This is a genomic window from Lederbergia panacisoli, assembly GCF_024626525.1.
GTDB lineage: Bacteria > Bacillota > Bacilli > Bacillales > Bacillaceae_C > Lederbergia > Lederbergia panacisoli.
The window spans coordinates 203261-229076 of the sequence record NZ_JANJGU010000005.1 but is presented as its reverse complement, the minus strand read 5'-3'; the positions used below and the strand labels follow the sequence as shown (position 1 = coordinate 229076).

21 protein-coding genes and 1 pseudogene are annotated in these 25816 nt (G+C 35.9%); 9 read left to right on the top strand and 13 right to left on the bottom strand.

Annotation, left to right across the window (positions count from 1 at the left end; genetic code table 11):
* Together NQ185_RS10025 and NQ185_RS10020 are read right to left on the bottom strand one after the other, a co-directional pair.
* Positions 1–193 (bottom strand): annotated as a pseudogene (locus NQ185_RS10025) (sugar ABC transporter permease); the annotation flags it as partial.
* Positions 194–320: 127 nt separating this feature from the next.
* Positions 321–1088 carry a sugar phosphate isomerase/epimerase family protein gene (locus NQ185_RS10020; protein WP_257581539.1) on the bottom strand — a complete coding sequence of 256 codons (768 nt, stop codon included), beginning with the start codon at positions 1086–1088 and terminating at the stop codon, positions 321–323.
* Positions 1089–1536: 448 nt separating this feature from the next.
* Between NQ185_RS10020 and NQ185_RS10015 the strand changes: the two genes are divergently transcribed.
* Complete coding sequence (locus tag NQ185_RS10015; RefSeq protein ID WP_257581538.1) at positions 1537–2523, top strand: LacI family DNA-binding transcriptional regulator; 987 nt, start codon at positions 1537–1539, stop codon at positions 2521–2523.
* A gap of 44 nt (positions 2524–2567) precedes the next feature.
* On the opposite strand, the gene NQ185_RS10010 is transcribed toward NQ185_RS10015, so the two are convergent.
* The 4 genes from NQ185_RS10010 to NQ185_RS09995 all read right to left on the bottom strand — a co-directional run bounded on the left by NQ185_RS10010 (position 2568) and on the right by NQ185_RS09995 (position 7295).
* Positions 2568–3203, bottom strand: a complete 636-nt coding sequence (locus tag NQ185_RS10010; protein WP_257581537.1) for a bifunctional 4-hydroxy-2-oxoglutarate aldolase/2-dehydro-3-deoxy-phosphogluconate aldolase — start codon at positions 3201–3203, stop codon at positions 2568–2570.
* Positions 3204–3211: 8 nt separating this feature from the next.
* Positions 3212–4360 carry a galactonate dehydratase gene (gene dgoD / locus NQ185_RS10005; protein WP_257581536.1) on the bottom strand — a complete coding sequence of 383 codons (1149 nt, stop codon included), beginning with the start codon at positions 4358–4360 and terminating at the stop codon, positions 3212–3214.
* 1076 nt (positions 4361–5436) lie between these two features.
* The gene (locus tag NQ185_RS10000) at positions 5437–6216 is read right to left on the bottom strand and encodes a phytanoyl-CoA dioxygenase family protein (RefSeq protein ID WP_257581535.1); all 780 of its coding nucleotides are present in this window, start codon (positions 6214–6216) and stop codon (positions 5437–5439) included.
* Positions 6217–6326: 110 nt separating this feature from the next.
* Positions 6327–7295 carry an ROK family protein gene (locus NQ185_RS09995; RefSeq protein ID WP_257581534.1) on the bottom strand — a complete coding sequence of 323 codons (969 nt, stop codon included), beginning with the start codon at positions 7293–7295 and terminating at the stop codon, positions 6327–6329.
* Positions 7296–7467: 172 nt separating this feature from the next.
* Between NQ185_RS09995 and NQ185_RS09990 the strand changes: the two genes are divergently transcribed.
* The 3 genes from NQ185_RS09990 to NQ185_RS09980 all read left to right on the top strand — a co-directional run bounded on the left by NQ185_RS09990 (position 7468) and on the right by NQ185_RS09980 (position 11540).
* The gene (locus NQ185_RS09990) at positions 7468–8685 is read left to right on the top strand and encodes an ATP-grasp domain-containing protein (RefSeq protein WP_257581533.1); all 1218 of its coding nucleotides are present in this window, start codon (positions 7468–7470) and stop codon (positions 8683–8685) included.
* A 105-nt stretch (positions 8686–8790) separates the two neighbouring features.
* Positions 8791–9231, top strand: a complete 441-nt coding sequence (locus NQ185_RS09985) for a CotY/CotZ family spore coat protein (protein ID WP_257581532.1) — start codon at positions 8791–8793, stop codon at positions 9229–9231.
* A 143-nt stretch (positions 9232–9374) separates the two neighbouring features.
* Positions 9375–11540, top strand: coding sequence for a YheC/YheD family protein (locus NQ185_RS09980; RefSeq protein WP_257581531.1), 2166 nt, complete (start codon positions 9375–9377; stop codon positions 11538–11540).
* A 17-nt stretch (positions 11541–11557) separates the two neighbouring features.
* Here the strand turns inward: NQ185_RS09980 and NQ185_RS09975 are convergent, their stop codons facing one another.
* Complete coding sequence (locus NQ185_RS09975) at positions 11558–12778, bottom strand: ATP-grasp domain-containing protein (protein WP_307000638.1); 1221 nt, start codon at positions 12776–12778, stop codon at positions 11558–11560.
* A gap of 278 nt (positions 12779–13056) precedes the next feature.
* Between NQ185_RS09975 and NQ185_RS09970 the strand changes: the two genes are divergently transcribed.
* The 5 genes from NQ185_RS09970 to NQ185_RS09950 all read left to right on the top strand — a co-directional run bounded on the left by NQ185_RS09970 (position 13057) and on the right by NQ185_RS09950 (position 18619).
* Complete coding sequence (locus NQ185_RS09970; RefSeq protein WP_257581527.1) at positions 13057–14481, top strand: Mur ligase family protein; 1425 nt, start codon at positions 13057–13059, stop codon at positions 14479–14481.
* Positions 14482–14531: 50 nt separating this feature from the next.
* On the top strand, positions 14532–14972 hold the full coding sequence (locus NQ185_RS09965) for a hypothetical protein (RefSeq protein ID WP_257581525.1): 441 nt from the start codon (positions 14532–14534) through the stop codon (positions 14970–14972).
* 136 nt (positions 14973–15108) lie between these two features.
* Positions 15109–16425, top strand: a complete 1317-nt coding sequence (locus NQ185_RS09960; RefSeq protein WP_257581524.1) for a YheC/YheD family protein — start codon at positions 15109–15111, stop codon at positions 16423–16425.
* 98 nt (positions 16426–16523) lie between these two features.
* Complete coding sequence (locus NQ185_RS09955; RefSeq protein WP_257581523.1) at positions 16524–17504, top strand: YheC/YheD family protein; 981 nt, start codon at positions 16524–16526, stop codon at positions 17502–17504.
* Positions 17501–18619, top strand: coding sequence for a UDP-N-acetylmuramoyl-tripeptide--D-alanyl-D-alanine ligase (locus NQ185_RS09950; protein WP_257581522.1), 1119 nt, complete (start codon positions 17501–17503; stop codon positions 18617–18619). The genes NQ185_RS09955 and NQ185_RS09950 overlap by 4 nt, the downstream gene beginning before the upstream one ends.
* A gap of 175 nt (positions 18620–18794) precedes the next feature.
* Here NQ185_RS09950 and NQ185_RS09945 read toward each other — a convergent pair whose 3' ends face one another.
* The 6 genes from NQ185_RS09945 to NQ185_RS09920 form a co-directional block, all read right to left on the bottom strand.
* Positions 18795–20078 (bottom strand): NlpC/P60 family protein, encoded by a 1284-nt coding sequence (locus NQ185_RS09945; protein WP_257581521.1) that lies wholly within the window; start codon positions 20076–20078, stop codon positions 18795–18797.
* Between the two features lie 170 nt (positions 20079–20248).
* Positions 20249–21613: an NlpC/P60 family protein gene (locus NQ185_RS09940; RefSeq protein WP_257581520.1), complete on the bottom strand. Its 1365-nt coding sequence runs from the start codon at positions 21611–21613 to the stop codon at positions 20249–20251.
* 464 nt (positions 21614–22077) lie between these two features.
* Positions 22078–22302: a helix-turn-helix domain-containing protein gene (locus NQ185_RS09935; RefSeq protein ID WP_213097590.1), complete on the bottom strand. Its 225-nt coding sequence runs from the start codon at positions 22300–22302 to the stop codon at positions 22078–22080.
* A gap of 301 nt (positions 22303–22603) precedes the next feature.
* Positions 22604–23371, bottom strand: a complete 768-nt coding sequence (gene sdhB, locus NQ185_RS09930; protein ID WP_257581519.1) for a succinate dehydrogenase iron-sulfur subunit — start codon at positions 23369–23371, stop codon at positions 22604–22606.
* 2 nt (positions 23372–23373) lie between these two features.
* Positions 23374–25134, bottom strand: coding sequence for a succinate dehydrogenase flavoprotein subunit (sdhA, locus tag NQ185_RS09925; protein ID WP_257581518.1), 1761 nt, complete (start codon positions 25132–25134; stop codon positions 23374–23376).
* A 47-nt stretch (positions 25135–25181) separates the two neighbouring features.
* Positions 25182–25814 (bottom strand): succinate dehydrogenase cytochrome b558 subunit, encoded by a 633-nt coding sequence (locus tag NQ185_RS09920; protein ID WP_257581517.1) that lies wholly within the window; start codon positions 25812–25814, stop codon positions 25182–25184.
* Positions 25815–25816: the final 2 nt, after the last annotated feature.

The following is a 25816-nucleotide window of genomic DNA, read 5'->3' as shown; positions in this document are numbered from 1 at the left end:
TATTAAAATGTTTCCAGCCAGCCCATGGACTTTCCGCGATTCCTTTGAAAATGTTGTAATCCTTAAACGCCATTATAATTCCGTACATCGGAATGTAGCTAAAGATGAAAATGAAGATAATGGCAGGAATAACCATTAATTGGAGTTCCCACTGACGCGATAGTCTAAAGAAAAGCGATTTCTTTTTTGGCATGATTACAATATCTTTATTTACAACTGCCTTTTCCATTTCATCCCCCCATTTACCCCTTAATTTACAAATTTTTATCTATATAACAATTTAACATTATCAAAACGGGGGTAACTTACCTCCCGTACTCTCACTTTGCAAGATAAGGCAACTTTTCTTTTAAGTAGTTAATACTAATTTCCACGCTTTCAAAAGGGGTTTTTCGGCTTGCATCTTGCTCAACGATCCACCACTGAACATTAGCGCCGTCTCCGATATTTAATACTGCTTCTATATCGACACCGCCTGTACCTAGCTCAGCAAAAAACTTTTCATCATCAGTAGTCATATCTTTTAAATGTACGAGTGGTGTTCTATTATGATATTTTTTAATCCATTCAACCGGACTTTCTCCAGCTTTTGTTAGCCAATAAATATCAAACTCTGTTTCTAAATTTTCTGGGCTCACATCATCGAAAATACTTTCAAGTGCCGTTCTGCCATCTGATAAGCGGTCAAGCTCGAAATCATGATTATGATAACAAAGTGTAATGCCTTCCTTGCGACATTCCTCGCCTGCTTTTTCTAGAAATGGAATAAGTTTTTTGTAATCTTCTTCGCTTCTTTGGTCTGGCATAAGGAAAGGGCATACAATAAACTTACTGCCAAGTACTTTTTGTTCTTCAATTACTTTTGCTAAATCACTTTGTAATGCATCGAGTGAAACATGGCTTGAAGCTGCTTTAAGACCGTATTCTTCAAGTAAAGCTTTTACTTCTTTTACATCTAGGCCACCATACCCCGCAAATTCAACACCATCAAAGCCCAGCTCAGCAACTTTTTTCAGTGTACCTGCAAAATCTTCGGCACTTTCGTCTCGCAAAGTGTACATTTGAACTGCTACTGGAATCGTTCTCATCATACATCCCCATTTCTAATGTTTTTCAAAACGCAGATTTTCCGAATCTTGTAAGTCCAGGAATATTAACAGAAGATTTACTATTCTAAAATATTTATTATTAGTAGTTATGTAAATAGTATCTTACCTTCTAATAATATTTGCACTTAAGATTTGTTGAAAGAGTTTACTATTAAACGTTTACATATTTAGGTGTTTATTACTAGTTAATCGTTTCAACTGATGTAATTGTATTACAATTTTTTCTTTCTTTCAATACATTTTTACAATTTATTATATTTTTTGTTATAACCATTTAAAGTTCTTACTATTATCATACACATTTTTCGACGTAAATCTACATTTTTAAAAAATTTCTTTTAAACGATTAACTTTTTTCTGTTATTATAGTACAATAGCGAATATATGAAAGCGGTATCAAACTTTAATCCTATTTGGAGGTGGAATCATGGTAAGTATGAAGGATATTGCTAGAAAAGCGGGGGTCTCAATTGCAACGGTTTCTTATGCATTAAATGGAAGTTCTAAAATACCCGAATCGACGCGGAAAAGAATCATGGAAATTGCAAATGAATTAAATTATGTCCCAAATGCTGCAGCACGATCATTAAAAAAGCAAGAAACAAAAATTATAGGTATATTTTTCATTCTTGATTATAGCGGAAGTTTTTTTGGACCCATTTTGCAAGGAATATATGAAACACTTGCCGATACTGAATATGAAGTAATTGTTTGCTACGGCGAAAATTCACATCGCTTTTTACCTGAGCAGGTTATTGACGGTGCCATCATACTAGATGCCGGATTTTCTAGTGAAGAATTGATTAAGAATGCCAATCAAGGACATAAAATAGTAGTTTTGGATAGGGAGATTGATCATCCAAATATCAATCAAATTTTACTAGATAATCGAAGCGGTGCTGAATTGGCTATTAAGCATTTATTAGAAAAAGGGCACAGAAAGATATATATAGTAAAAGGACATGCCGATGCCTATGATGCAAACGAACGCCTATTTGCCGTTAGGGAGGCCATTAAACAATATAAAGATATCGAATATCAAGAAATTGAAGGATTTTTTGACAAAGAGTCCGGGGAACTAGCTGCAGAAAAAATGGTTCAGGAATACAGTGGACCAGTTGCTGTTTTTTGTTTAAATGACATGATGGCAATAGGAATGTATGATTATCTCGCAAAAACAAACTATCGTGTAGGAAAACATTTTCATATTATTGGGTTTGATCATACTGAGCTTTCTCAATATGTGACTCCGAAATTAGCAACCATAGATTATTCAAAACGTAAGTGGGGGGCTTTAGCTGCTCAGAATTTATTAAAATTACTTTCCGATCAACAAGTTTCAAATGATGTCATTCAAGTTTCCCTTATTAAAGGTGAATCGGTTCAAAATGCAAAAAATGAAATATTAAATTAAAAAGATGGACAGGGTCTTTTTTCAAAACCTTGTCCATCATTCTATTACTTTATTATTTTTGTCGAATCAACGTATTTTCTCGCCAAAGCTGTCAAACCTTTAAAATCCTTCTTCCCAAGCATATCCTTGTCAATTATATTACTTCCAATCCCTACACCGATAACACCATGTTTAAAATAATCTTGTATATTGCCTAGATCTACTCCGCCGGTTGCAATGATTTTCACATCAGATAAAGTCGCTCTAATTTCCTTTAAATAGTTTAAACCGAGGGCCCCCATTGGAAATAATTTAACAGCTTTTGCTCCCGCTTTTATTGCTTTCATAATTTCCGTTGGAGTCATGACCCCAGGAAATATTTCTATCCCTTCCCTGCAAGCTAGTTCCACTACATCCTCATCTAAATTAGGAGTAACAAGATATTGAGCCCCGGCACGAATCGCCGAAGAAGCCATCTCTACATCTAATACTGTTCCCGCACCAATAAAGACATCATCATGTTTAAAATGGGTCCTCCATTCGCTAATAATTTCTAATGCTCCTTCTGTATTCATCGTAACCTCTATAAAGCGAATGCCTCCCTCAACTAACGCTTCTGCAAGTGGGATACTGTCCTTATGATTTATTCCTCTAACGATGACAATAATTTTTTCTTTTTCTAACCTTTTTATAATATTCACTGGATGCCCTACCATTCTGCTACACTACCATCTCGATGTCGCCAAACGGGATTTTTCCAATCATGTCCTACTTCTGCCATTTTGCGGACAATATCCTCATCGACTTCAATCCCAAGACCATGACCTGTTGGAATATCAACATGGCCGTCACTATACGAAAATACAGAAGGATCTTTTAAATAATCAAGCAAATCATTTCCTTGATTATAATGAATTCCTAAGCTTTGCTCTTGAATAAATGCATTGTGTGCTGTCGCATCTACCTGTAAACAAGCTGCTAGTGCAATGGGTCCAAGTGGGCAATGAGGTGCAACGGCTACATCATAGGCTTCTGCCATAGAAAAGATTTTCTTGCATTCTGTTATTCCACCGGCATGTGATAGATCTGGCTGAATAATATCTACATATCCATCCTGGAATAAATTCTTAAAGTCCCAACGCGAAAACATTCTTTCACCTGTTGCGATTGGAATATTTGTCGAATTAGCAATTTCTCTTAATGCTTCATTATTTTCAGGTAGTACAGGTTCTTCGATAAACATTGGACGAAAAGGCTCTAATTCCTTTGCCAGTATTTTTGCCATCGGTTTATGTACACGACCATGAAAATCAATCCCGATCCCTAAATAATCTCCAACCGCTTCACGTACCGCTGCGATTCGCTCGACAGCCTCGTCAATTTTTTTATACGAATCAATATATTGCAATTCCTCTGTCCCATTCATTTTTACGGCTGTAAAACCATTATCAACTGCTGCTTTTGCAGCCAAACCAACATCAATGGGCCTGTCTCCCCCTATCCATGAATATACACGTATCGATTCCCGGCAAGCTCCACCCAATAATTGATATATAGGCGTTTGCAGGAACTTCCCTTTAATGTCCCAAAGTGCTTGGTCAATTCCAGCAATTGCACTCATAATGATTGGACCACCACGGTAAAATCCAGATCTATACATGACATTCCAATGATCTTCAATTCTTAAAGGATCTTTCCCTATTAAATAGGCCATTAATTCTTCAACACATGTTTTAACCGTGGCCGCTTTTCCTTCAACAATCGGTTCACCCCAACCAACAATCCCTTCATCCGTTTCAACTTTAAGAAAAAGCCATCTAGGAGGAACTTGAAATAGTTCAAAACTAGTAATCTTCATTTTACTCACCTTTTTCCTCGAAGATAAAAAGAGATGATGGCAAAGCCATTATCTCTTCCTAATAATAAATAGACTCTCGGGATTCACCGAGTCTGATGGTACAAGGTCTTCTTGTACTATTTTTATTTCTTCCCTACATTTAATAGGTAATATTTCACTTTTTATAAGTAGAATTGCCCGTTCTATATTGAACGAGATAATTATCTACATACTACGTACGAGCTAGCCACCGTTGATTTCCGTTCCAGGCGGGCGCTTTCCGGGGGGCGTACGGTGAGCCTCCTCGGTCGCTTCGCGCCCTGCGGGGTCTCCCCTTTCACGCAGATCCCCCTGGAGTCGCCGCCTTCCACTCCAATCAACTAGGATATTCTTTTGAATATGGGAAGGCCCCCGATTATACCTTGTTCTACATCCAAATACGGAAGAACATTCCATACTTTTGGGAAAGATAGTCCTAGACTTTTTTACTAAGATTACTGGAACATTCAAACAAACGAGAAAAAGTCGATTATTACATGAAATCTGTTCAAAATCAGTCTACAAAATGTGCTACAACCGCACTTATGCCATCATGACGTGTCATCACATTGACGCTTGGTATACTCATTAAAAAGATGAACTGTAGTTATCGTCAATCGCTTCATCTTGTTAAAGGGTCTTTCTTAATGGTTTGTTGCTTTTTAAACAAAATCTATTGAAGGTTGATTGTAGCGAAAGTGCGAGACTCCTGCGGGATCAGCGGGACAGGTGAGACCCCGCAGGCGTTTACGCCGAGGAGGCTTATAGAAATGCGTAAGCGCCTTGATTAGCCCCGACAAGCATAAGACAGATTAGGCAGTGGCTTGCCTTTTAGCCACGTAGTAATATGACTTATGACCTCGAGGGGCTAGGCGCTGCAGCTAGACAAACCGCCCGCCCCGCGGAAAGCGAGCAACTGTAGCGGAAATCAACCAAGCACTATCTTGGTAAGCACAGTATCTACAAAACTTTTAAAAAATTAATATGTCTTCAGCATGTCTTTTTTTGAAAAAGTTTTGAAAAAGCATACCAAACCTTCAATAAGGTTCAAGTTCTATTTATTTAACTGCAACTTTTTCTTCCTTGGCAAATTGTTGCATGTTTTCTCTGTAATGCATCCATATATCTACCATTGGTGCTTTCCAATCATTTTTAACATCTACATGATTGATTCTGAAAAACGTAGCATACCGGATATTTGGTGAAATATTCGGTCCTATACCATGTGCTAACTGGTAATGACACAGTATAACATCACCTGCTTTTCCTTTTATTTGAATAGGTTCCGGCATATCAATTGGCGGTATACCTTCTAACAAAGCCTCTGGACCGTGTTCCCTAAAATATTGTTCATACTTTAGATGAGTACCTGGCCAAACTGTGAAATTTCCTGAATCATCTTCCGGTAAATCACTTAGTAACATCCCAACTAAAGCAGTAAAATTCTGAATCGTACCTTCAGTAACACCGTTATTTGGTGAATACATTCCATCGATATGCGGGCTAGCAGGTGCAATCGGGTCCTCCATTCTTGGAAAACGGAGTGCGATTTGCGCTCCATTAATAGGATATGTTTTTTCCAAGTCTATGACCGAATTAACAAGGTCAAATACAGGTGTTTTGTTAAAAAGATCCGAGATGACAGACGAATATTGTATTTCAGGGCAGTACGACTGAGAGCGAAGAATGGGCAGATTCTCCTTATTCATCCCTTCTTCACCAAGCGAATGGTTTATTGCTTTTTTCACTTCGTCCAGCATAACTTGCGGGATAACCCCTGGGATCACTACAAAACCATTATCATATAACTCTTTTCTTTGATTATAAGATAATTTCACTTCCATCACCTCTCCAATTTGATTGCGCTTTCATTATAGTACAAGCCAAAGCATGTTGCAATAAAATTCAATTAATTCAAAAGAGTAAGTTTAAATTTAGAAAAACTATTTCATTTCTTTTTTTCATATTCTGACTTTGCTAAATGTACTGATCCAATCAGTCCTGCGGAATCTCCAAGACTGCCAATCGTAATGTTAGGAAATTCATTATTCGAATAGTGTTTTTTGAAAACCTTCTGTATTGGTTCTAAAATAAATTTACCTGCCGCCGCTGCTCCTCCTCCAATCACAATAGTTTCTGGATTCAATAAAAACGTAACAGTCAAGAGTTTATATGCTAACGTCTTACCAACATAATTAAATATCCCAATCGCTGCTTCATCATCCTGTAAACAAGCTAAATACACATCCTTAGAACTAATTGTTCCATCAGCCAACTTTAAAATTGTTTGTTCTCCAGATTGGATTGCTTCACTCGCTAATCGGCTGATACCACTTGCCGAAGCTATCGTTTCAAGACAGCCTGTTTTTCCACAATTACAAAGGTAATTTACCCCTTCGACCGGATCATGTCCTAATTCTCCAGCATAAAAATCGGACCCTGTTACCATTTGACCGTTTATCATAACTCCAGCGGCCATTCCTGTCCCCAACGTTAAACATATTAAATTTTTTGAGCCCTTACCGCTTCCAGCCAATGCTTCACCTCTCGTATAAACACGAACATCATTGTCAATAAACACAGGAACACCTAATCTCTTTTCCATTTCAGACGCAAACGGAACATCTTCATAACCTAAATTGACTGCTCTAATAACAATACCGATATTCGGATTCACTTTACCGGGAACGCCCATTCCGATACAGCTTATATTATTTTTATAGCCATTTCTTTCTGCCAATATATTAATCTCACTTGCAATTAAATTGAAAAATTCTTTTGGATTACTCGTCTTTTCTGGAAAATTAGGCTTCAAGGTTGGGATGCTTACTTTTTCTAGTAATTCTAAATCATGATTAAAGATTCCTATAACCGTGTTCGTCCCTCCGATATCTACCCCAATTACTCCCTTTTCCATAACATCGCCCCTTCTCTTAATTTTCTTATTAAGTTGAATTTTATCATGGTACTTCATCATTGAGCAATTTTTCAAAAAATATTTAAAGGTTTTTACCCATTATCCTGTTCAAACCATAAAATAGAAAAAGTATATTTAACTTTATTACCTTAAAAAAGGAGTGAAAATATCTTTGGAAACCATTATTTTTATTGGCTGCTACAAAACTGGAACAAGCGCGGAAGCACTATTCATTGCAAAAGAATTAGGCTATTTTATTGTTTTATTTACTAACAAAAAAACAATTAGCTTCTCCCCCATTGACCACCAAATTTATTCGAATAATATATTTGATGAAGATTTCATATTAAATGAGATTGATACTTTAATAGAGCAAGGATACCAAATTCGAGCATGTTTAAGTTTTATTGACCCCTTTGTTTCCTATGCCGCAAGCCTTTCGAATAAGTTAGGACTAACAAACTTATCAGTTGACTCCCTCTCCTTAATGGAAAATAAGCTCTTTGTCAGAAACAGATTAAAAGACCACCCCGGTACTCCTTTCTATACAGCTATCGATGAAGCGTGTTCACTAGAAAAATTGCTTAAGAATGGTAACCTCCCGCTCCCTTTCATTCTAAAAAACCCAATATCAACTGGAGCAAAGGATGTTATGTTCGTTGAAAGTTTAGAAACATTTAATAATGCAATTCATTATTTACAAAAATTCAAAAATCCTATGTTACTAGAAGAATACATTCCTGGGCCCCAATACTTAATTGAAATCATTGTACTTAATAGCAAGATTTTCGTCATAGCCGTTATTGAGCAGGAAGTTGTATACGAGGGGATTTTTCTAGTTGAAGGATATCACTATCCCGCTCAATTGGAGAATAAGGAATACGAAAGCTTGATTGAGTCGATAAAGGGTATTGTCGAAAGACTTGAATTAACAAATGGATCATGCCATGTCGAGATGAGAAATACGCAGGTCGGGTGGAAGTTAATTGAAATAAACCCAAGAATGTCCGGTGGAAATATGAACAGAATTATTGAAGAAGGAACGGGAATCAATCTTATTAAAGAAATTATTAAAATGTATGCAGGAGAACAACCTGCCATCATTCCTAAAAAAGCTAAATATGTATATGCCCGCTATTTAACCGTAAAATCTACAGGCATTCTTGTGAAAATACATGGAAAGGATGAAGCGTTGAAACACACCGGAGTAAAATTGGTAGACATTAAGGCAGATGAAGGAGATCTGCTTTCCATACCGTACTCTATGGGCAATCGATATGGTAGTGTGATTGCAGTCGGAAATTCTAAGGAAGAAGCAAAAGCAAATGCCAACAGAGCAGTAAAGGAAATAAGATTTTATATTGAACCTCTTGAGAAAATGGGATTATGAAATTGGGTAGTCTAATTAAGTCCATATTGTCACTTTATTTACACCATCCCTTCCCACCGCAATATAATAGTTAATAAAGGAACAACGAGGGGGACTGACATCTAATTGCCTAGTCAAAACGAAAAGCACACTATATACAACGCGTTAGTTGAACTAAAAGGATTGCAGGATTTATTAACAGAATCATCATCAAAATATTTCGGTAGTAAGCTCGCAGATTTAGTAGGAGTAGATACAATCCCTTTCATAATGTATACACATAACGGCTTATTACATCGAATCGGAAGGGATGCGATTTATAATAATGAAACATTTGTAACCAACTATTTTCGCATTGAATCGATCGATGATGAAAGCGGAAGAGCCAATATTTCTTTGCTTCGGCCATTCGATATCCACGGAAAAAATACCCTTTCAATCGACGAACTAATCGTATTAAAAAAAACATCCTCATCAACTATCATTGATTTATCACAAATAAACGGTATTCAGCCCTTAGATACAGATTATATAAAAAGAAAGATTATTATTGAACAAAAGTGGTAATACAGCAAATTCACTCTAGAAATATGTAGGGTGATTTTTTTATAGCTGCGATCACACTAAAACTACACGTCTGTCAGTTACAAAAGAAAAAGAAAATGAATCTAATATACAAGGATTTAAGAAATGAAAAAGGAGATTATGCAATGACATTGATAGGAATGTTACATCATCGGAAAGATCCAAAAACGGTCATTAAATCATATGCTTATGCCGCAGTGGCTAAAGCGGAAGGTGCAACATTTTTCTACTTTTCCCCCGGTAAAGTGAATTTTGCCAACAGTACAATTAAAGGTCAGGTGTACGAAAACGGAAAATGGGTAGAAAAGACAATGCCTTTCCCTGATGTTATTTATAATGCAGGGAGCCCAGAAAAGCTAAACAAGTCTAAAGATATCATACAAAAATTAAAAGATAAAATTCCTTTTACTACTCACTCAATCGGGAATAAATGGAATGTCCAAAAAAGATTGAATGATGCAAAGGAATTTTCGAATTATCTCATTCCATCGGAAATCATTAAATCCAGCGATAGTTTTTTTAAATATATTGCGGCCTTTGATAAAGTGGTTTTTAAACCAATAGATGGACGAAAAGGTAAAGGAATTTATTTCATTACTAAAAAATCAAATGGGTTCCAAGTACAAACAGATTCAAACAGCAGATTTTATACAACTCAACAATTAACTAATCTCATTAAGGATAAGGTAAAAACCGGTATATATATTTTACAACCATATATAACTTCGGTAACTGAGTCTGGGCAAGTTTTTGATTTTAGACTCCACGTTCAAAAAAATGGAGAAGGAAATTGGGTAATCACGACTATATATCCACGGATAGCTCCGATGGGATCCATAATTGCAAACATTAATAATGGTGGATATACGATTTATTTAGAGCCGTTCTTGGAACAGGAATTTAAAGATGAAGCATTTAATATTAAACGAACACTAGAGCATTTTGCTTTATCACTTGCTAAACACTTAGATGAGCTGCAAATGGTACTTTACGATGAAATCATCGATGAAATTGGCATAGATGTCGGGTTGGATAAAAATCATAAAATATGGATTTATGAAGTAAACTGGCGACCAGGTTGTCCTCCTGCTTTTTACTTAGAATTAGATGTTGTGACGAATTCTATTCGATACGCTATGTACTTAGCTAAAAATCAACAAACCATAAAAGCCAAAATTAGACAACTAAAAAGAGAAAAGAATAAAGAGCAAAGAGAACTTCCGATCATTGCGATTACAGGAAGTGCAGGTAAAACAACTTCAAAGGCTTTTCTTGCATCCATTCTTTCAAAAAAATGGAATGTTTTTGAATCGAAGGATTACTGGAATACAACTGATCATACGAAAAAGCATAAGGAACTAATCGACTCATCACATGAAGCAGTAGTATTAGAGTATGGAATGGCCTACCCAGGTATCATTACCGAACATTGTAAAATCATTAAACCTAATATAAGTATTGTAACAAATATCGGTCTAGCACATGTTGGAAACTTCAATAGTGATATTAGAGGAGTGGCCCATGCCAAGTCAGAGTTAATCCACGGAATGGATCAGCAAGGCTTGCTCATCGTGAATAAAGATGATGCTAATTCTAGGTATTTGGAGACTGATAGATTCAATGGGAAAATCTTAACGGTTGGAATTAAGTCAGCCGCGGATTATAGGGCCTATGATGTAAAATATGCTCAAGAAGGCATGGAATTTAAAATGAGATTGCAAGGTAAAGTAATCCAACTATATATTCCTATCCTAGGTGAACATCATGTTTATAATGCTCTTAATGCAATTGCAGTTGCAGACCAGCTAGGATTTTCCCCGATGGATATTAAAGCAGGATTAATCTTTAAAAAGCCACCAAGAAGATTAACCATTTACAATTTGAAAAATAACATTACCGTCATTGATGATACGGTTCACTCTCATCCCCAAGGGGTTCGTGCAGCGATTGATGTTCTATCCAATATTGGAAGGAACCGGTCAATTGCGATTATTGGACAAATGAGAGAACTCGGTGACTTAAGAGAAGCAGAATACCGGAAAGTTGCCGAGTATGTATTAAGCAAAAAAGTTGACTATCTAATCACATATGGTTTTAGAACAGATGAAATAAGCAATCACGCAAAAGCAAAAGGATTTTCTTCGCAAAGAGTGCATCATTTTACAGATAAGAATAAATTACATGATTTACTCTCAAAAATCGTTCGAAATAATGATACAATTTTAGTAAAAGGTGCAAGCAAAACAAATATGTTTGAAACCGTAAAGTTTTTAGAGAAAAAATACGGTTAATTAAGGAAAGGACACCGTTACTCGGTGTCCTCTTTTAAATGGAATGTAATTTCTTTTGCTGCTTTTTTGGCGTGTCTTTTTGCTTCAGCCAAATTGTTCCCTGTCGCAATGACATATGCGTATCGATGCCCTAAAGATAATGGAGGAGTTAGTCGAGTCCCTTTTTTCGGCTTAATATATACTTCAACCACACCTGGTGACTTTTTTGCTTTTCCTCTTCCTGTTACCCTTTCTAAAATACCTTTTTTTGTTAGAATCACATATTGTGTAAATATATGATTTTTTTCTTTACGTTCTATTAAAGGTGTATCTCCCAAATATAACTTTAATGTTTCCTCGACAAGACTAAAACCAAACGCTGCTTTTAGCATGTTGTTCATAGCCCCGCCAGAAATTCTAGGGTTAATTTCAATTATTTTTAATCCACGACCTGTACTTCTTAGTTCGAGATGGAGAACCCCATTTTTAATATTGAATTCCGAGACAACCGAATTCAATACCTTTTCAATTCCAGACTTTAAAAACCCTGGAGGATCTACTAGAACTCCATATCCTGTTATGATAAATCTTTTACCTCGAATAATTTCTTGCTCGATAATCCCTGCAATCATAATATTATTATTGTGAACCATTGCTTCAACTAAGTATTGTTTTCCTTCAATGTATTCCTCGACAATCATTGTTTCATTCTGGTTTTTTTCTTGCAAAATTTTGACATGTCTCATATATTCATTTTTATTCGCAGCATATAACACATCTTTAGATCCTGTTGATTTAGGAGACTTAACAATTACTGGAAAGGTCATTTTTTCAATAACGGAATCTAAAGAGTCACCTGGATTAATGATAGCGAATTTTGGCGTATAGCTTTGATCCTTTAAAAACGATCGAGTTTCTTCTTTATTTTCCATCATTTCTATTGCCCTCGTTGATGTATAATTTTTACAAAATTCATCACAAAGTTTGGAAGCAATATGAACATAGGAATCTAGAAAACTAACAACCGAGAGAATTTCATTCCCTCTTTGCTTTAATTTAATTATTTCATTTTTCATTTTAACAAAGTTATTTGTATCCACCAAAATCATTTCATGAACATCTTTATATTCTTCCCTTTGTTGAATCTGTCTTTCATTTTTCGTAAAAAGAATGATAAAGTAACCTAATTGTTCTGCAGCCTTAATTGCCTCCCTGCTTGATCCAGATTTATTTGTACCTATAAAGATTATCGTTTTCAACCGGCCCACTCCCTAATAAACTTCAATAAAAACAACTCGATATATATTTATGAAACAAACCGTTTTATGTATAGTTACCTATCATAAAGGACCGATTAATACGAAAATTAGTCTTTTTACGCAGTAATATTTATATGTTGATTTCTACTCAACCTTAGCATTGTAAAGATTAAGTATTTCGCAGCCATAAATTATAAAGGATGAATAAGGATATTCGTACAACCAAGATATTAATTCATTCATATTATGTCTAACGTGAAAGGGAGTGTATTTTCATTATGAAGCCCTTAGAGGTTAGACAGATCAGAACCATCCTTTCTGGAAATTTACTTTTCGGATCCGATGAGACCAAAGTTCATCATGGCGCATATCGCTTAAAACATATAAATAAGAAGCATACAATTTTTTTTTCAAAAAAGAGAATTGTTAATTTCAATCATATAAAAGAATTTTTTCCTTTAGTGATTGTCACGCATCGGAATATTAATCGGAGTATGCAAACTGATGGAGTAACGATCATACAGGTTGACGATACGGATAAAGCGTATTGGAAATTCGTCCGTTACTATCGCAGTCTTTTTAATTTGCCAGTTGTTGCAGTTACAGGTACTTCAGGAAAAACAACGACGAAAGAAATGATAAAGCACATATTGTCTTTTGATAAAAGTATTACAGCAACAGGCATAACTAGTAACTCCCGTACGGCACATTTACAATACTTATTAAGCATTGATGATAATACGGAAGCGGGGGTTTTTGAAACGGCTGTCGGTTCCCCGGGGGATGTTTTACGTGCTTGTGAATACTTCAAACCTACTATAGGCATTATTACAAATATAGGTGAACATCATTTAAATAAATGCAAATCCCCTGCAGAATACATTAAAGCAAAAGGCGAAATGCTGGATGCACTCGATAATAAAGGGGTACTTATCATCAACTCGGAAGATGAAAATAGTAAAAAAATTGATTTTACACATTTTCGCGGTCAAATAATCAAAGTTGGAAAATCAGCTTCTAGCCATTTTATCGCTAAAAATATTCAATATAGTAATAATGGGATGAAATTCACATTGGAGTTTAAACAAAAAGATTATCCGATTTATGTTCCTGGATATGGTGAGCACCAGGTATATAATGCTCTTGCCGCCCTTGCAGCCGTCAACGAAATTGGAATCAATCCTTCAGAAGCAGCTCTTCGCCTAAAAACATACCGTAAATTCAACAAACAATTACAAGTTGTAGATGGTATAAATGACTCTACAATCATAGATGATACATGGAGTATTACAACAACATCTCTAGAAGCAGCTCTCAAAGTATTAGATGAAATTGGGACAGGAAAAAAAAAGGTAGCCATCATTGGAACGATTACAGATGTAGGATCTTGGGGATTTTATATTCATGAGAAGGCCGGGGAAATTGTAAATAATCATAATATAGATGTACTTATAACAATTGGTATGCATGCAAAAATAATCGCAGACCATGCAGTAAAATGTGGTTTTAAATCAAAAGTTTATACATTTAACAATAAAATACTCGTTTACAATTTATTAAGAAAAATGGTAAATAAAAATACTATTATACTAATTAAAGGTGATATGTATAGTAACGCTATCATTGAACTTGCAGGGAGAATCAGGAAAAACCAATCAAAGAAAAATGTACAATCAACTAGGGACAAAGACATTGTCGAATAACGTTCCCCTGTAATATATTGTAATATCCTTTTAGAAAGGGGGTATCGTTTATGGGTGTAGTATGTAATTGTGGTGTTTTAGTAAATGCATTCTCCGCAAATAATAATGTAAAGTTTACTAGTCAAACGGGAACAACAAAAGGAGATCTAACCTACACTGCCGATGTGTGCGCAAACTCGCTCGAAACTTCAACACTAACATTGAGTTTCCATGAAGCGGAAGTTGGAATTAACAATTTCTTATTTACAGCAAATGCCATTACATCTGTGACATGTAAACAAGAAGGTCAAAACTGTGTTATTACAGTACAAGGAACAGGGCTGGTCAATGATCAACAATATTCCTTTGAAGCAGTATTTAGAGATGAAGTAGCATCAGCAGCTAATGACAATGTTCAGAGCTTTGTCATCACAGGTTTCTTTGACCAAAACGGCGCAGCTCCTGTACCTCAAGGGTCGATTGTAGCCCTCGGTTGTAACGAAGAAGCTTAATTAATTTTTAACCCCTCAGTAATCGACTGAGGGGTTTTCCATTTATGCTCTCCCCCCTTCTTTTTGCCAAAATATCCAAGAAATTTACGCTGAAACCGAATAAAGTAATATACACATATGTTAGGGGATGAATATTTTGCATATTAGTAGAGGGAGGTTTGGCCAATATAAGATCTTATCTTCTGAGAAATCTATACGGAAGTATCTATTAGAAACAATGATTTTTACAAGAAATTCATTGTTTACTTTTTTAGAAAAATATAAAGCTGTTGAGATTAGACCAACATATGGTCCTGGTGAAATATTGATAACAACTGAAAATAATGCATTTACAATACAAACGCAAACTAATACTTTGAAGTGTTTAGACAAAGAGAAGCTGTACCAAAACCTAAAAACTAGGACAATAAATCAAAAACATTATATTATTCAACCCAAAAAACTTCCTTCTCGCTTCTTTCAAAGCCCTTTTCAATATTATGTAACAGTCCATCGTGATTCAGCAAATTCAGATTGGAAATACATTTCAAAGACAGAAATGTATAGCTCGGTATTTGGTCGTTTTTTTTATATGTATTTTCTTCAAAAGATTGAACAGCTATCAATATTAACAGCAAAAAAACTGGGTGAGCACTTCCCAGATTGCAATACGATGGTAATAGAGATTCTGTACGATTTAAAAGGCGGAATTTGGATACGGGATGTGATCTTTCATTATTCCAATAGTAAATGGGACCAGAAGAATATTTTATCAAGTGTTGACACACTTTTTCCTTTAATTCCAAAAACAGATTTATTAACGAAAGTAACGTTCTATGATTATATAAAAAAGTACAATCAAGTAATCTTGAAACCATATAACGGACAAGAAGGAAAAGGAATCGTCAAAATCACCGCAAACGACAGTGAAACGTTTGAACTCCATTCTGGCAGAAAAAAGATAATTAGAACATCCATGGAAGAAATGTTTGACTATCTTCAAAGTCATTTTTTAACTAAAAAATATTATTTAATCCAAGAAAAACTACCATTGGCAACTATTAATGATTGCCCATTGGATGTTAGGGTTATTGTACAAAAAAGTAATGACTTATGGAAAGTAACCGGAAAAGCAGTAAAAGTAGCCAGCAAAGAATTCTTTATTACAAATGTAGCCGAAAAGGTGCTAATACTACATGATGCTATTCCTGCTTCAAATATTTCCCATTTAAATTCTTTTATCCTTGAAAGAAAAATTGGTGAGATCTGTATTTCTGCAGCTAGAAAACTGTATACAGGAAATACAAAAATTAAAATTATTGGCTTTGATATAGGTCTAACCAGTCAAGGCGACATTATGATAATTGAAGCAAATTTTGCTCCTGATTTAGCTATGTTTTACATGTTAGAGGATAAAACAATGTATCGCAATATATATCAATTTATAAAGGACGAGAGGCTTCTTGAACATTAATCGTATTCCTGCCCTATTCAGACAAAGATACAAGCAAAGCACCGAAGCAATGCATAAGGTGAAAAAGACAGATATGATTACTTAAAGAGGTGAACCTGATGAATGAAATTGGGTTGTTATACCCGAAAGGAATGCTTTTGAAGGATGATCTTTATCAATTATACGGCCAAGAGGCCAGAAACCTTGGGATAGAACTTATTTTTTTTACAGAGGAGACAATCAATTGGAGTACTAAGACCGTAAAAGGTCATATTTTTATTGATGAAGGATGGCGTAAGAAAAATTCTTCACTGCCCAAATTGCTGATTGTAGCGAATAACAATCTTATAAAAGAAGAGGATTCACGTTGGAGACAATTAATAGTGCCATTCCCGGCATTGGGTTACTTAGGAAAACATAGATGGACAATCTATGAAAAACTTCAAAATGATGGCTTTCAAAATGACTTAATACCTTGTGTAAAAATAAGATCATCTGGACAATTACTTAGAGTTCTTAAGGAATTTAGGAAAGTAGTAGTAAAGCCTACATTTGAATCTTATAACTACTTAATCGAACAGAAAGGGGATCACTATTTTATTACTGGCAAAGGTGAAACAAGGGAAGAAAGCCGGGAAAAATTAAGGGATTTTATTAAGGAATTACAAAGACAGGAAGAAAACATTGTCCAGCCTTATCTTCTTTTTCAAACGAAAGATGGAGGAGATTTTGATATTGAAGTAAATCTAAAAAAAGATGCGGATAAAAACTGGTCAATTAATTATATTGTTCCAAGATTTTATTTAAGAAATGTTCAGAAGTTTATAGCATATAAGGATATCAACAATTTTTTGAAACTCCAATACCCTTATAAATCCACGTTAATTTATCGAAACATTCGGGACTACTCCCTTGATTTTATCCATAGGCTTGAGAATGTATACAAGGATACAAATGAGCTTTCCTTATATGTAAAAGTGGATGATCTTCAGAAAATCTGGGTAGATGAACTTCAATGGAAGATAGAAGAAGTTGATATTGTACAAAGACATCTAAAGGATGCTCTCTCTTTGCAAAGAAGAAAGGAAGGGCTTAAATGACAATCGATTTTATGAAAGAAAAACCAATAATTGCTGTAACAGGCAGCGCTGGAAAAACGACCGTGAAAACAATGATAAGTTCCATCTTAAGAGAAAAATGGATTACGTATGAATCAAGTGACTACCATAATACAACAGAAAACACAATTCAACACAAAGAAAAGATAGGCCCTATTCACCGAGCTGTTGTACTGGAATATGGAATGGGTTTCCCTGGACAAATAACGGAACATTGCTCAATCCTTCAGCCTGATATTTCGGTTATTACGAATGTTGGATTAGCACATATCGGCAATTTTGATAGTAAACTAGAAAACTTAGTTGCAGCAAAATCCGAGATTATTAAAGGTATGAAACAAGATGGTGTGTTGTTCATTAATAGGGATGATCAAAATTCACAAATGCTTCATACATCTAGATTTAAAGGTAAAATTGTAACGGTAGGAATTCAAAAGGTTGGGACATATAGGGCTCAAAATATTCGTTTCGGCAAGGATGGAATGGAATTTACCGTAAAATTAAAAAGAAACAACTATACATTTAAAATCCCTGTATTTGGGCAACACAATATCTACAATGCTTTATTTGCAATTGCAGTAACAGATTTATTAGGATTCTCACCGAAAGACATGCAAAATGGTCTTAATTTCATCACCAAACCGGAACATCGATTATATTTTTACCATTTAAAAGATAATATTACTGTAATCGATGATACTGTTCACGCGCATCCACCTGCCATGAAAGCGGCAATTGATGTATTAAAACAGGCAGGGCGAAGAAAAAGAATTGCTGTTCTAGGAAGTATGAGTGAACTAGGCGATAGGAATGAAGCGGATCATCTTGATATTGGCAGATATGCAGCAATAAACGGAGTTCATCAATTATTTACGTTTGGAAACTATTCTAGAGATATTACTGAAGGTGCTTTGTCCGCAGGAATGACAAAGGATAAAGCAAAGCACTATACAGGATTATATAGAAAAAAACTTCATGAGGATCTTTTAGACGCAATTGAACCCGGAACAACCGTTCTTGTTAAAGGTGCAAGTAAACAGAATTTATTCGAAACAGTAGAATTATTACTTCAATATTATAGTGAAGAGACTAAGTAAGTTTTCAAACTTTTTTAGCGTTTGCCAAAGTATAAAAGGGCATTTATTATTATTGGTTCAGGGGAAAATCACATTAACACAAAGGTTAAAACTAAATTTTATCATTGTAAAAAGCAACTGAAATGGTATCAGTTGCTTTACTTTTTATTTGGAAAAGTATTAGTCGTACAGCCAATTATAATACTCTTCTCGCCGTAACATAATTTTTCTTTGCCCAATCAGAATTTAAGTTATCCTTCAATACAGCTCTTTCTCGCGATGATAAGTATATAAATTCATTGTTTCCTAAATAAATACCGACCTCCACAACTGTCTTTCCGCCGTTTGTGAAGTATAGCAAGTCCCCTTTTAGTAGGTTCGTCTTATTAACTTCTGTACCAACGCTTAATTGGCCACTTGCAAGTGTTGATTTTAGGTCAACTCCCTCATTTTTGTACAGATAATGTACAAATCCAGCACCTGTAAACGTCAAAGCATCTTTATCATAAGCGTATCCAAACTTAGCTTTATCGGCGACACTTAAAGCATAGTCTATAATTTTATCAGCTTTTGTTGATTTTTCATCAACTGCTATTGGATCTGATTTATCTTCTGTAGAAATAAATCTTCTTGCAGTTACGAAATTACCCGCTTCTTCTGAGTAATATTGATCAAACAACATTCTCTTCGATGTTTTTCCAGTATCAGCAACAATTATTCTATGCTCGCCAATGTATATTGCGGGAATAAGTCGCGTTCCGCTTGTCTTGTATAGGATAAGATCTCCTTCTTGCAATTTATCTCTTGTTACTGAATCCCCTTTTGTAAGGTAGTCTGTACTATTAGTTGCGTTTAAATCAATCCCATTTTGTTTGTATATCTTATTGATCAGTTCCATATTCTTCAAGTTACTATCCATCAACTCATAACTTGTCGTAACTATGTCATTTTTATTCGCTTCTAACAAGCTAGGGATTACTCTTCTTGATTCGATATAACTATCTGTATAATAAGATTTATTTGTCATGTCTGTTACTGTGATGCCGAGTTCCTTATTCGCTGCATGAACAACTTTATTGTCTCCAATATACATGGCTACATGATTAGGCAGTCCATCTTTTCGAGTTGTAAAAAATAGCAGATCACCCTTTTGTAAATCCTTGCGATCAACGTGTATCCCCTGTTTGATCATTTGTTTTTCATCCGCATTATGCAATTCTAATCCATTTTGCCCAAAAACATAATCGATAAAAGAAGCACAACGGAATTTTAATTCTTGATAATCCACTTGACCAAGATCAACATAAGTTGCTTTATCGACCAGATTGATAGCTGTCTTAATCAAACTATCTACCTTTTGTTCTACTTCTGATTGATTATTTTGTTGTACTGTTTTTGCGTCAACTTGAATTGAAGATAATGGTAATACACTTAGTGCCAGTCCTGCCGTTAGTACTATATTTCCAAGTCCTTTTTTCATTTTATTCGCCTCTCTTATGTAGTATTATGTGTTAACTATGCAATAGACTTATGTGAGTTTTACCTTTTATTTTCCAAGTAATCTTACAAATAGTAAAAAATATTAAAAACGAGTTCGGTCTCCTCCTCGTCAACCGAACCCGTTGCCTTGACTTGGTTGTTTTCTTTATTTTAAAGTACACGACGTGCAGTCACATAATTATTAACTGCCCATGTAGAGCTTAAGCTTTCTTTTACAACTTGTCCATTTGTCGATAGCGCAATATATTGGTTTGCACCGATATAAATCCCGCTTTGAGTTATATTTTTACCTTTGTTATCTGTTGAGAAAAAGATTAGGTCGCCTTTTTGTAAATTAGCTTTTGATACTGCCTTACCTGCTAGGGCCTGTCTGCTTGCTAATTTATATTTTAAATCAATTCCATTTTGTTGAAACACATAGTACGTAAACCCAGCACCAGTAAATGTTAATGTTTTTTCATTGTAGGAATAACCAAATTTTGCTTTACCCATTAGTCCAGATGCAAAATTAACAACCTTATCTGCTTTTGTAGAGCTTGTGCTAGTTGTCGTGCTTGTATTAGTTGTCGAGTTTGAAACTAGCTTTTCCGTAAAAACACGTTTTGCTGTAATGTAATGATCTTTGTAATATTGTACAAATAATACCCTAGTCAGTATGCCCGAGCTATTTGGAACAATAATTCTATGATCACCTGCATAAATTCCAACCATGTTCGGAGTTTTCGTTCCTTGTACACTATTAAAGAAGATTAAATCACCTTTCTTTAAGTTTGCTTTAGATACAGTCGTTCCTTTATTCATCATTTGTTTAATATCTGTTGTTCCGAGACTTACACCATTATTCTTATACACATAGTTCACAAACCCAGGACCTGTAAATCTTTTCGTTTGCTCATTATTTGTGCTGCCCATCGTCACTTTATTCATTAAATTATAAGCTTGAGAGACGATATTATCTCCTTTTGATGCAGGATTAGCAGACATAATGCTTGGTAATACTCTTCTTGCTGAAAAATACTTTTCGGTATAGTATGGTTTGCTGCTCATATCAGTAATAACAATATTTTGTTTGGAATCTGCCATATGAATAATTTTATTATCACCGATATACATTCCTACGTGATCCGGATCTGTTCCTGTTGTCTTATTTTTAAAGAATACAAGATCCCCTTTTTGCAATTCACTTCTTGGTACGTAATACCCTTGCTTTACCATATAATCCTCATTATAAGTAGCAAGGTCTACCCCTCCCTGTTTAAACACAAAGTCTATAAAACTAGCACATGCAAATTTATATGGATAAGTAGTTTTATATTCCTCTTGACTATAAGTAGCTTTCCCTATTAACCCTTTTGCAATATTAATTAATTGATTTGCTTTGGCATTCACCGCCGCTTGATTGTTATAAGGATTTACCGTTGCCGCTGATACAGTGTTTGGCTGAATTGTCGGTACTGCAATGGAGCTTAATCCTAGGGTAAGTGTTAAAGTAGTTGAAATTAATACTTTCTTCATAAGTAGCCTCCTGCTGTTCATTATTTTCCCTTGCAAAATGAATTCTATCATATTGAGTGTTTACAACTAGTGGAAAAACCTTACAATAGCTTGTGCTATATGCCATCAGCCTAAGTGCCCATTGGTTTTTGAAGCCATCTTTACAGTTTGGTAACAGCCGTTACTTAAAATTAATAATGGACATTAATACGTTGATTATTTAGGAGGGTGTTTGTAGACATTGTTGCATACTAAGATAGTGCTAGGTTGATTTCCGCTACAGTTGCTCGCTTTCCGCGGGGCGTCCGCCTGGAACGGAAATTATCGGTGGCTGGCTCTCGCGTTGTAGATTATTATCTCAGGTGTAACTTTACTAATAAAAAGTCATCTTTCCCCTATTAAATGTATGAGCAGGCTTGTCCATTATTTGATTTAGATATAAAGACCAACAAAACCGGCTCCCAAATGGATAGCCGGTTTTGTTTTTATAACTTTAATTCTCCCATGCGCAAGAGTTCCACGACAGCTTGGGATCGGCCCTTTACTCCGAGCTTTTGCATGGCGTTGGATATATGGTTTCGAACCGTTTTCTCACTGATAAATAGGTCTTTTGCTATCTCTTTAGTTGTTTTATCTTGAACCAACAGTTCGAAGACTTCTCTTTCTCTTTTTGTCAGCAGCGGTTTGTGTGTGAATTCATTCTCCTTCAACTATTGTAACCCTCCTTGCCTTCGCCAGCTTTAAACCGCGGGGATGGGTATTTTTTGATTGTCACCATATCATATGTGAAGCAAATAATGTGAGTGACATGATGAAGGCAAGAAATAGCGAAATAGGCGAAAAAAACACCCATTTTTTATTGACTTCATAATGGATGTCTGACGTATTATAAGCATGAAAGTGATAATCCATGCTCTTCATTATTACTGCCTACTCCATATAATGCAAACGTCTGGAAGTTGTGCTGAAAATTAAACAAGGATTACCCTCAAAAGGGTAATCCCAAATATTTTAATCTACCATATGGTCGCTTCCGAAGAAGTTTTTGAACATTTGAATGTTTGTAGCACGGTTCATTGCTGCAATGGATGTCGTAAGAGGAATTCCTTTTGGACAAACTTCTACACAGTTTTGTGAGTTGCCGCATTGGGATATACCGCCCTCATCCATTAACGCCTCAAGACGTTCGTCTTTATTCATTGCTCCTGTTGGATGAGCATTATATAGACGAACGAGCGAAAGAAATGCAGGTCCAATAAAACTTGTTTTACTATTTACGTTTGGACATGCTTCCAAGCAAACACCGCAAGTCATACATTTTGATAATTCATATGCCCACTGGCGTCTGCGCTCAGGCATCCTTGGTCCAGGTCCAAGATCATATGTTCCATCAATTGGAATCCATGCTTTAATTTTCTTTAATGAATCAAACATCCTGCTTCTGTCGATGACGAGGTCACGAACGACTGGGAAAGTATTCATAGGTGCTAAACGAATCGGGTGTTCAAGCTTATCGACAAGTGCTGTACACGATTGTCGAGGCTGCCCATTAATCACCATTGAACAAGCTCCGCACACCTCTTCCAAACAGTTCATATCCCAAGCGATAGGAGTTGTTTTCTTCCCTTCAGCATTAACTGGGTTTCGTCTTATTTCCATTAAAGCCGATATTACATTCATATTTGGACGATAATCCAACACAAACTTTTCTTCATAAGGCTGTGATTCAGGATTATCTTGACGAGTTATGATAAAGGTGACCTTTTTATTTTCACTCATCATTAATTCACTTCTTTCTGTTTTGAATAGTCGCGTTTACGAGGTGTAATGAGAGAAACATCCACATCCTCATAGCTAAATTCAGGGTTATTTGTACTTTGATTGTAATTCGCAATCGTTGTTTTTAGCCATTCTTCATCGTTACGATCAGGGAAGTCAGGCTTGTAGTGTGCTCCACGGCTTTCATTACGGTTTAGAGCACCAATTGTAATAACACGTGAAAGCTGAAGCATGTTCCACAATTGTCTTGTGAATAATGCACCTTGATTACTCCAGTTTGTTGTATCGTTAATATTAATATTTTTCCAACGTTCCATCAGTTCAACAATTTTATTGTCGGTATCTTGCAATTTATCATTGTAACGAACGACCGTCACATTGTTTGTCATCCATTCTCCAAGCTCTTTATGAAGGACATAAGCATTTTCTGTACCATCCATGGACAGAATATTAGCATATTTCTCTTGCTCATGTTTTGCAGCACCTTCATATAAAGAAGATGAAAAAGCATCAGAGCTTTTTTCCAACCCTTTAATATACTTAACCGCTTCCGGGCCAGCTACCATTCCACCGTATACTGCTGATAACAGGGAGTTTGCACCGAGACGGTTTGCTCCGTGTTGTGAGTAATCACATTCACCTGCAGCAAATAACCCTTGAATATTCGTATGCTGCTCATAATCAACCCAAAGACCACCCATTGAGTAATGGACAGCAGGGAAAATTTTCATAGGTACTTTATGTGGATCTTCTCCAGTGAATTTCTCATATATTTCAATAATACCACCGAGTTTCACATCAAGTTCATGTGGGTCTTTATGAGAAAGATCAAGATATACCATGTTTTCACCGTTAATTCCGAGCTTCATATCTACGCAAACATGGAAAATTTCTCGTGTAGCAATATCACGAGGAACAAGGTTACCATATGCAGGATATTTTTCCTCTAAGAAATACCATGGTTTACCGTCTTTATATGTCCAAATTCGTCCACCTTCCCCGCGTGCAGACTCACTCATTAAACGAAGCTTATCATCTCCAGGTATTGCGGTTGGATGAATTTGAATGAATTCAGCATTTGCATATGCAGCTCCTTGCTGGTATACAATAGAAGCAGCTGACCCAGTATTGATAACAGAGTTTGTTGATTTGCCAAAAATAATTCCAGGTCCACCAGTAGCCATAATAACAGCATCTGCAGGGAATGATTGAATTTCCATTGACGTCATGTTTTGTGCTACAATTCCACGACAAACTCCTGCGTCATCTTGAATAATTCCTAAAAAGTCCCAGCCTTCATATTTATTTACGAGGCCCGCGACTTCATGGCGCCTAACCTGCTCGTCCAATGCATATAATAATTGCTGACCAGTTGTTGCCCCCGCAAATGCTGTACGATGATGCTGAGTCCCACCAAAACGACGGAAATCGAGCAACCCCTCTGGTGTCCGGTTAAACATAACACCCATTCTATCGAATAAGTTAATGATCCCAGGAGCCGCTTCACACATTGCTTTAACAGGCGGTTGGTTAGCTAAAAAGTCTCCACCATAAACTGTATCATCAAAATGGATTAACGGGGAGTCCCCTTCTCCTTTTGTATTTACTGCACCATTAATACCACCCTGTGCACATACAGAGTGAGATCGCTTTACTGGTACAAGTGAGAATAAATCCACTTGACTTCCTTCTTCTGCTATTTTTATTGTTGCCATCAGGCCAGCTAATCCACCACCGACCACGATGATTTTCCCATTACTCATCGTATGACTCACTCCTTCTCACCGTTGTTGATTATCTTTCAGCCTGTTTATCCTATGAATAGATCCGGATAAGCGAATGCTAACGCCGCGCGAATTCCAATGACAGAAATAACTACAAATAACACTCCCATTACCCATGAAGAAATTCGTTGGGAGGTAGGGGATTGCGTAATTCCCCATCTAACGAGAAACGACCATAAACCATTGGATAAATGGAATGTAGCTGAAAGAATACCAATAAAGTATAAAATCAGTGCAACTGGATTAGATAAAATATTTGCCATCATATCAAAATTCACTTCAACATCAAAAAACGCCTTCTGAATCCGAGTTTCCCACACGTGCCAAGCGATAAAAGCCAATAAAATAACCCCTGTGATCCGCTGGATAGTGAACATCCAATTACGGAAAAAGCTTAGCCTAGCAGGATTATTGTTTGCCGTAAACGCAATATAAAGCCCAAGAATTCCATGAAAAAGAATTGGTATGTAAATAACTGCGAATTCTAGGAAAATGACAAATGGAAGATTCCCCATAAATCCTGATGCTTTATTAAATGCATCTTCGCCACGAGTAGCGAAATGGTTAACAATTAAATGCTGCACTACAAAAATGCCTACTGGGATAACACCCAACAAGGAATGCAGCCTACGCCAAAAAAACTCATTTTTACCTGCCACAA

Coding starts and splice junctions, on each gene's coding strand:
- NQ185_RS09945 (WP_257581521.1), bottom strand. CDS start 20,078: ATGAAAAAAGGACTTGGAAATATAGTACTAACGGCAGGACTGGCACTA.
- NQ185_RS09955 (WP_257581523.1), top strand. CDS start 16,524: ATGAATGAAATTGGGTTGTTATACCCGAAAGGAATGCTTTTGAAGGAT.
- NQ185_RS09940 (WP_257581520.1), bottom strand. CDS start 21,613: ATGAAGAAAGTATTAATTTCAACTACTTTAACACTTACCCTAGGATTA.
- NQ185_RS09965 (WP_257581525.1), top strand. CDS start 14,532: ATGGGTGTAGTATGTAATTGTGGTGTTTTAGTAAATGCATTCTCCGCA.
- dgoD (WP_257581536.1), bottom strand. CDS start 4,360: ATGAAGATTACTAGTTTTGAACTATTTCAAGTTCCTCCTAGATGGCTT.
- NQ185_RS09980 (WP_257581531.1), top strand. CDS start 9,375: ATGACATTGATAGGAATGTTACATCATCGGAAAGATCCAAAAACGGTC.
- sdhB (WP_257581519.1), bottom strand. CDS start 23,371: ATGAGTGAAAATAAAAAGGTCACCTTTATCATAACTCGTCAAGATAAT.
- NQ185_RS09950 (WP_257581522.1), top strand. CDS start 17,501: ATGACAATCGATTTTATGAAAGAAAAACCAATAATTGCTGTAACAGGC.
- NQ185_RS10015 (WP_257581538.1), top strand. CDS start 1,537: ATGGTAAGTATGAAGGATATTGCTAGAAAAGCGGGGGTCTCAATTGCA.
- sdhA (WP_257581518.1), bottom strand. CDS start 25,134: ATGAGTAATGGGAAAATCATCGTGGTCGGTGGTGGATTAGCTGGCCTG.
- NQ185_RS09970 (WP_257581527.1), top strand. CDS start 13,057: ATGAAGCCCTTAGAGGTTAGACAGATCAGAACCATCCTTTCTGGAAAT.
- NQ185_RS09995 (WP_257581534.1), bottom strand. CDS start 7,295: ATGGAAAAGGGAGTAATTGGGGTAGATATCGGAGGGACGAACACGGTT.
- NQ185_RS10020 (WP_257581539.1), bottom strand. CDS start 1,088: ATGAGAACGATTCCAGTAGCAGTTCAAATGTACACTTTGCGAGACGAA.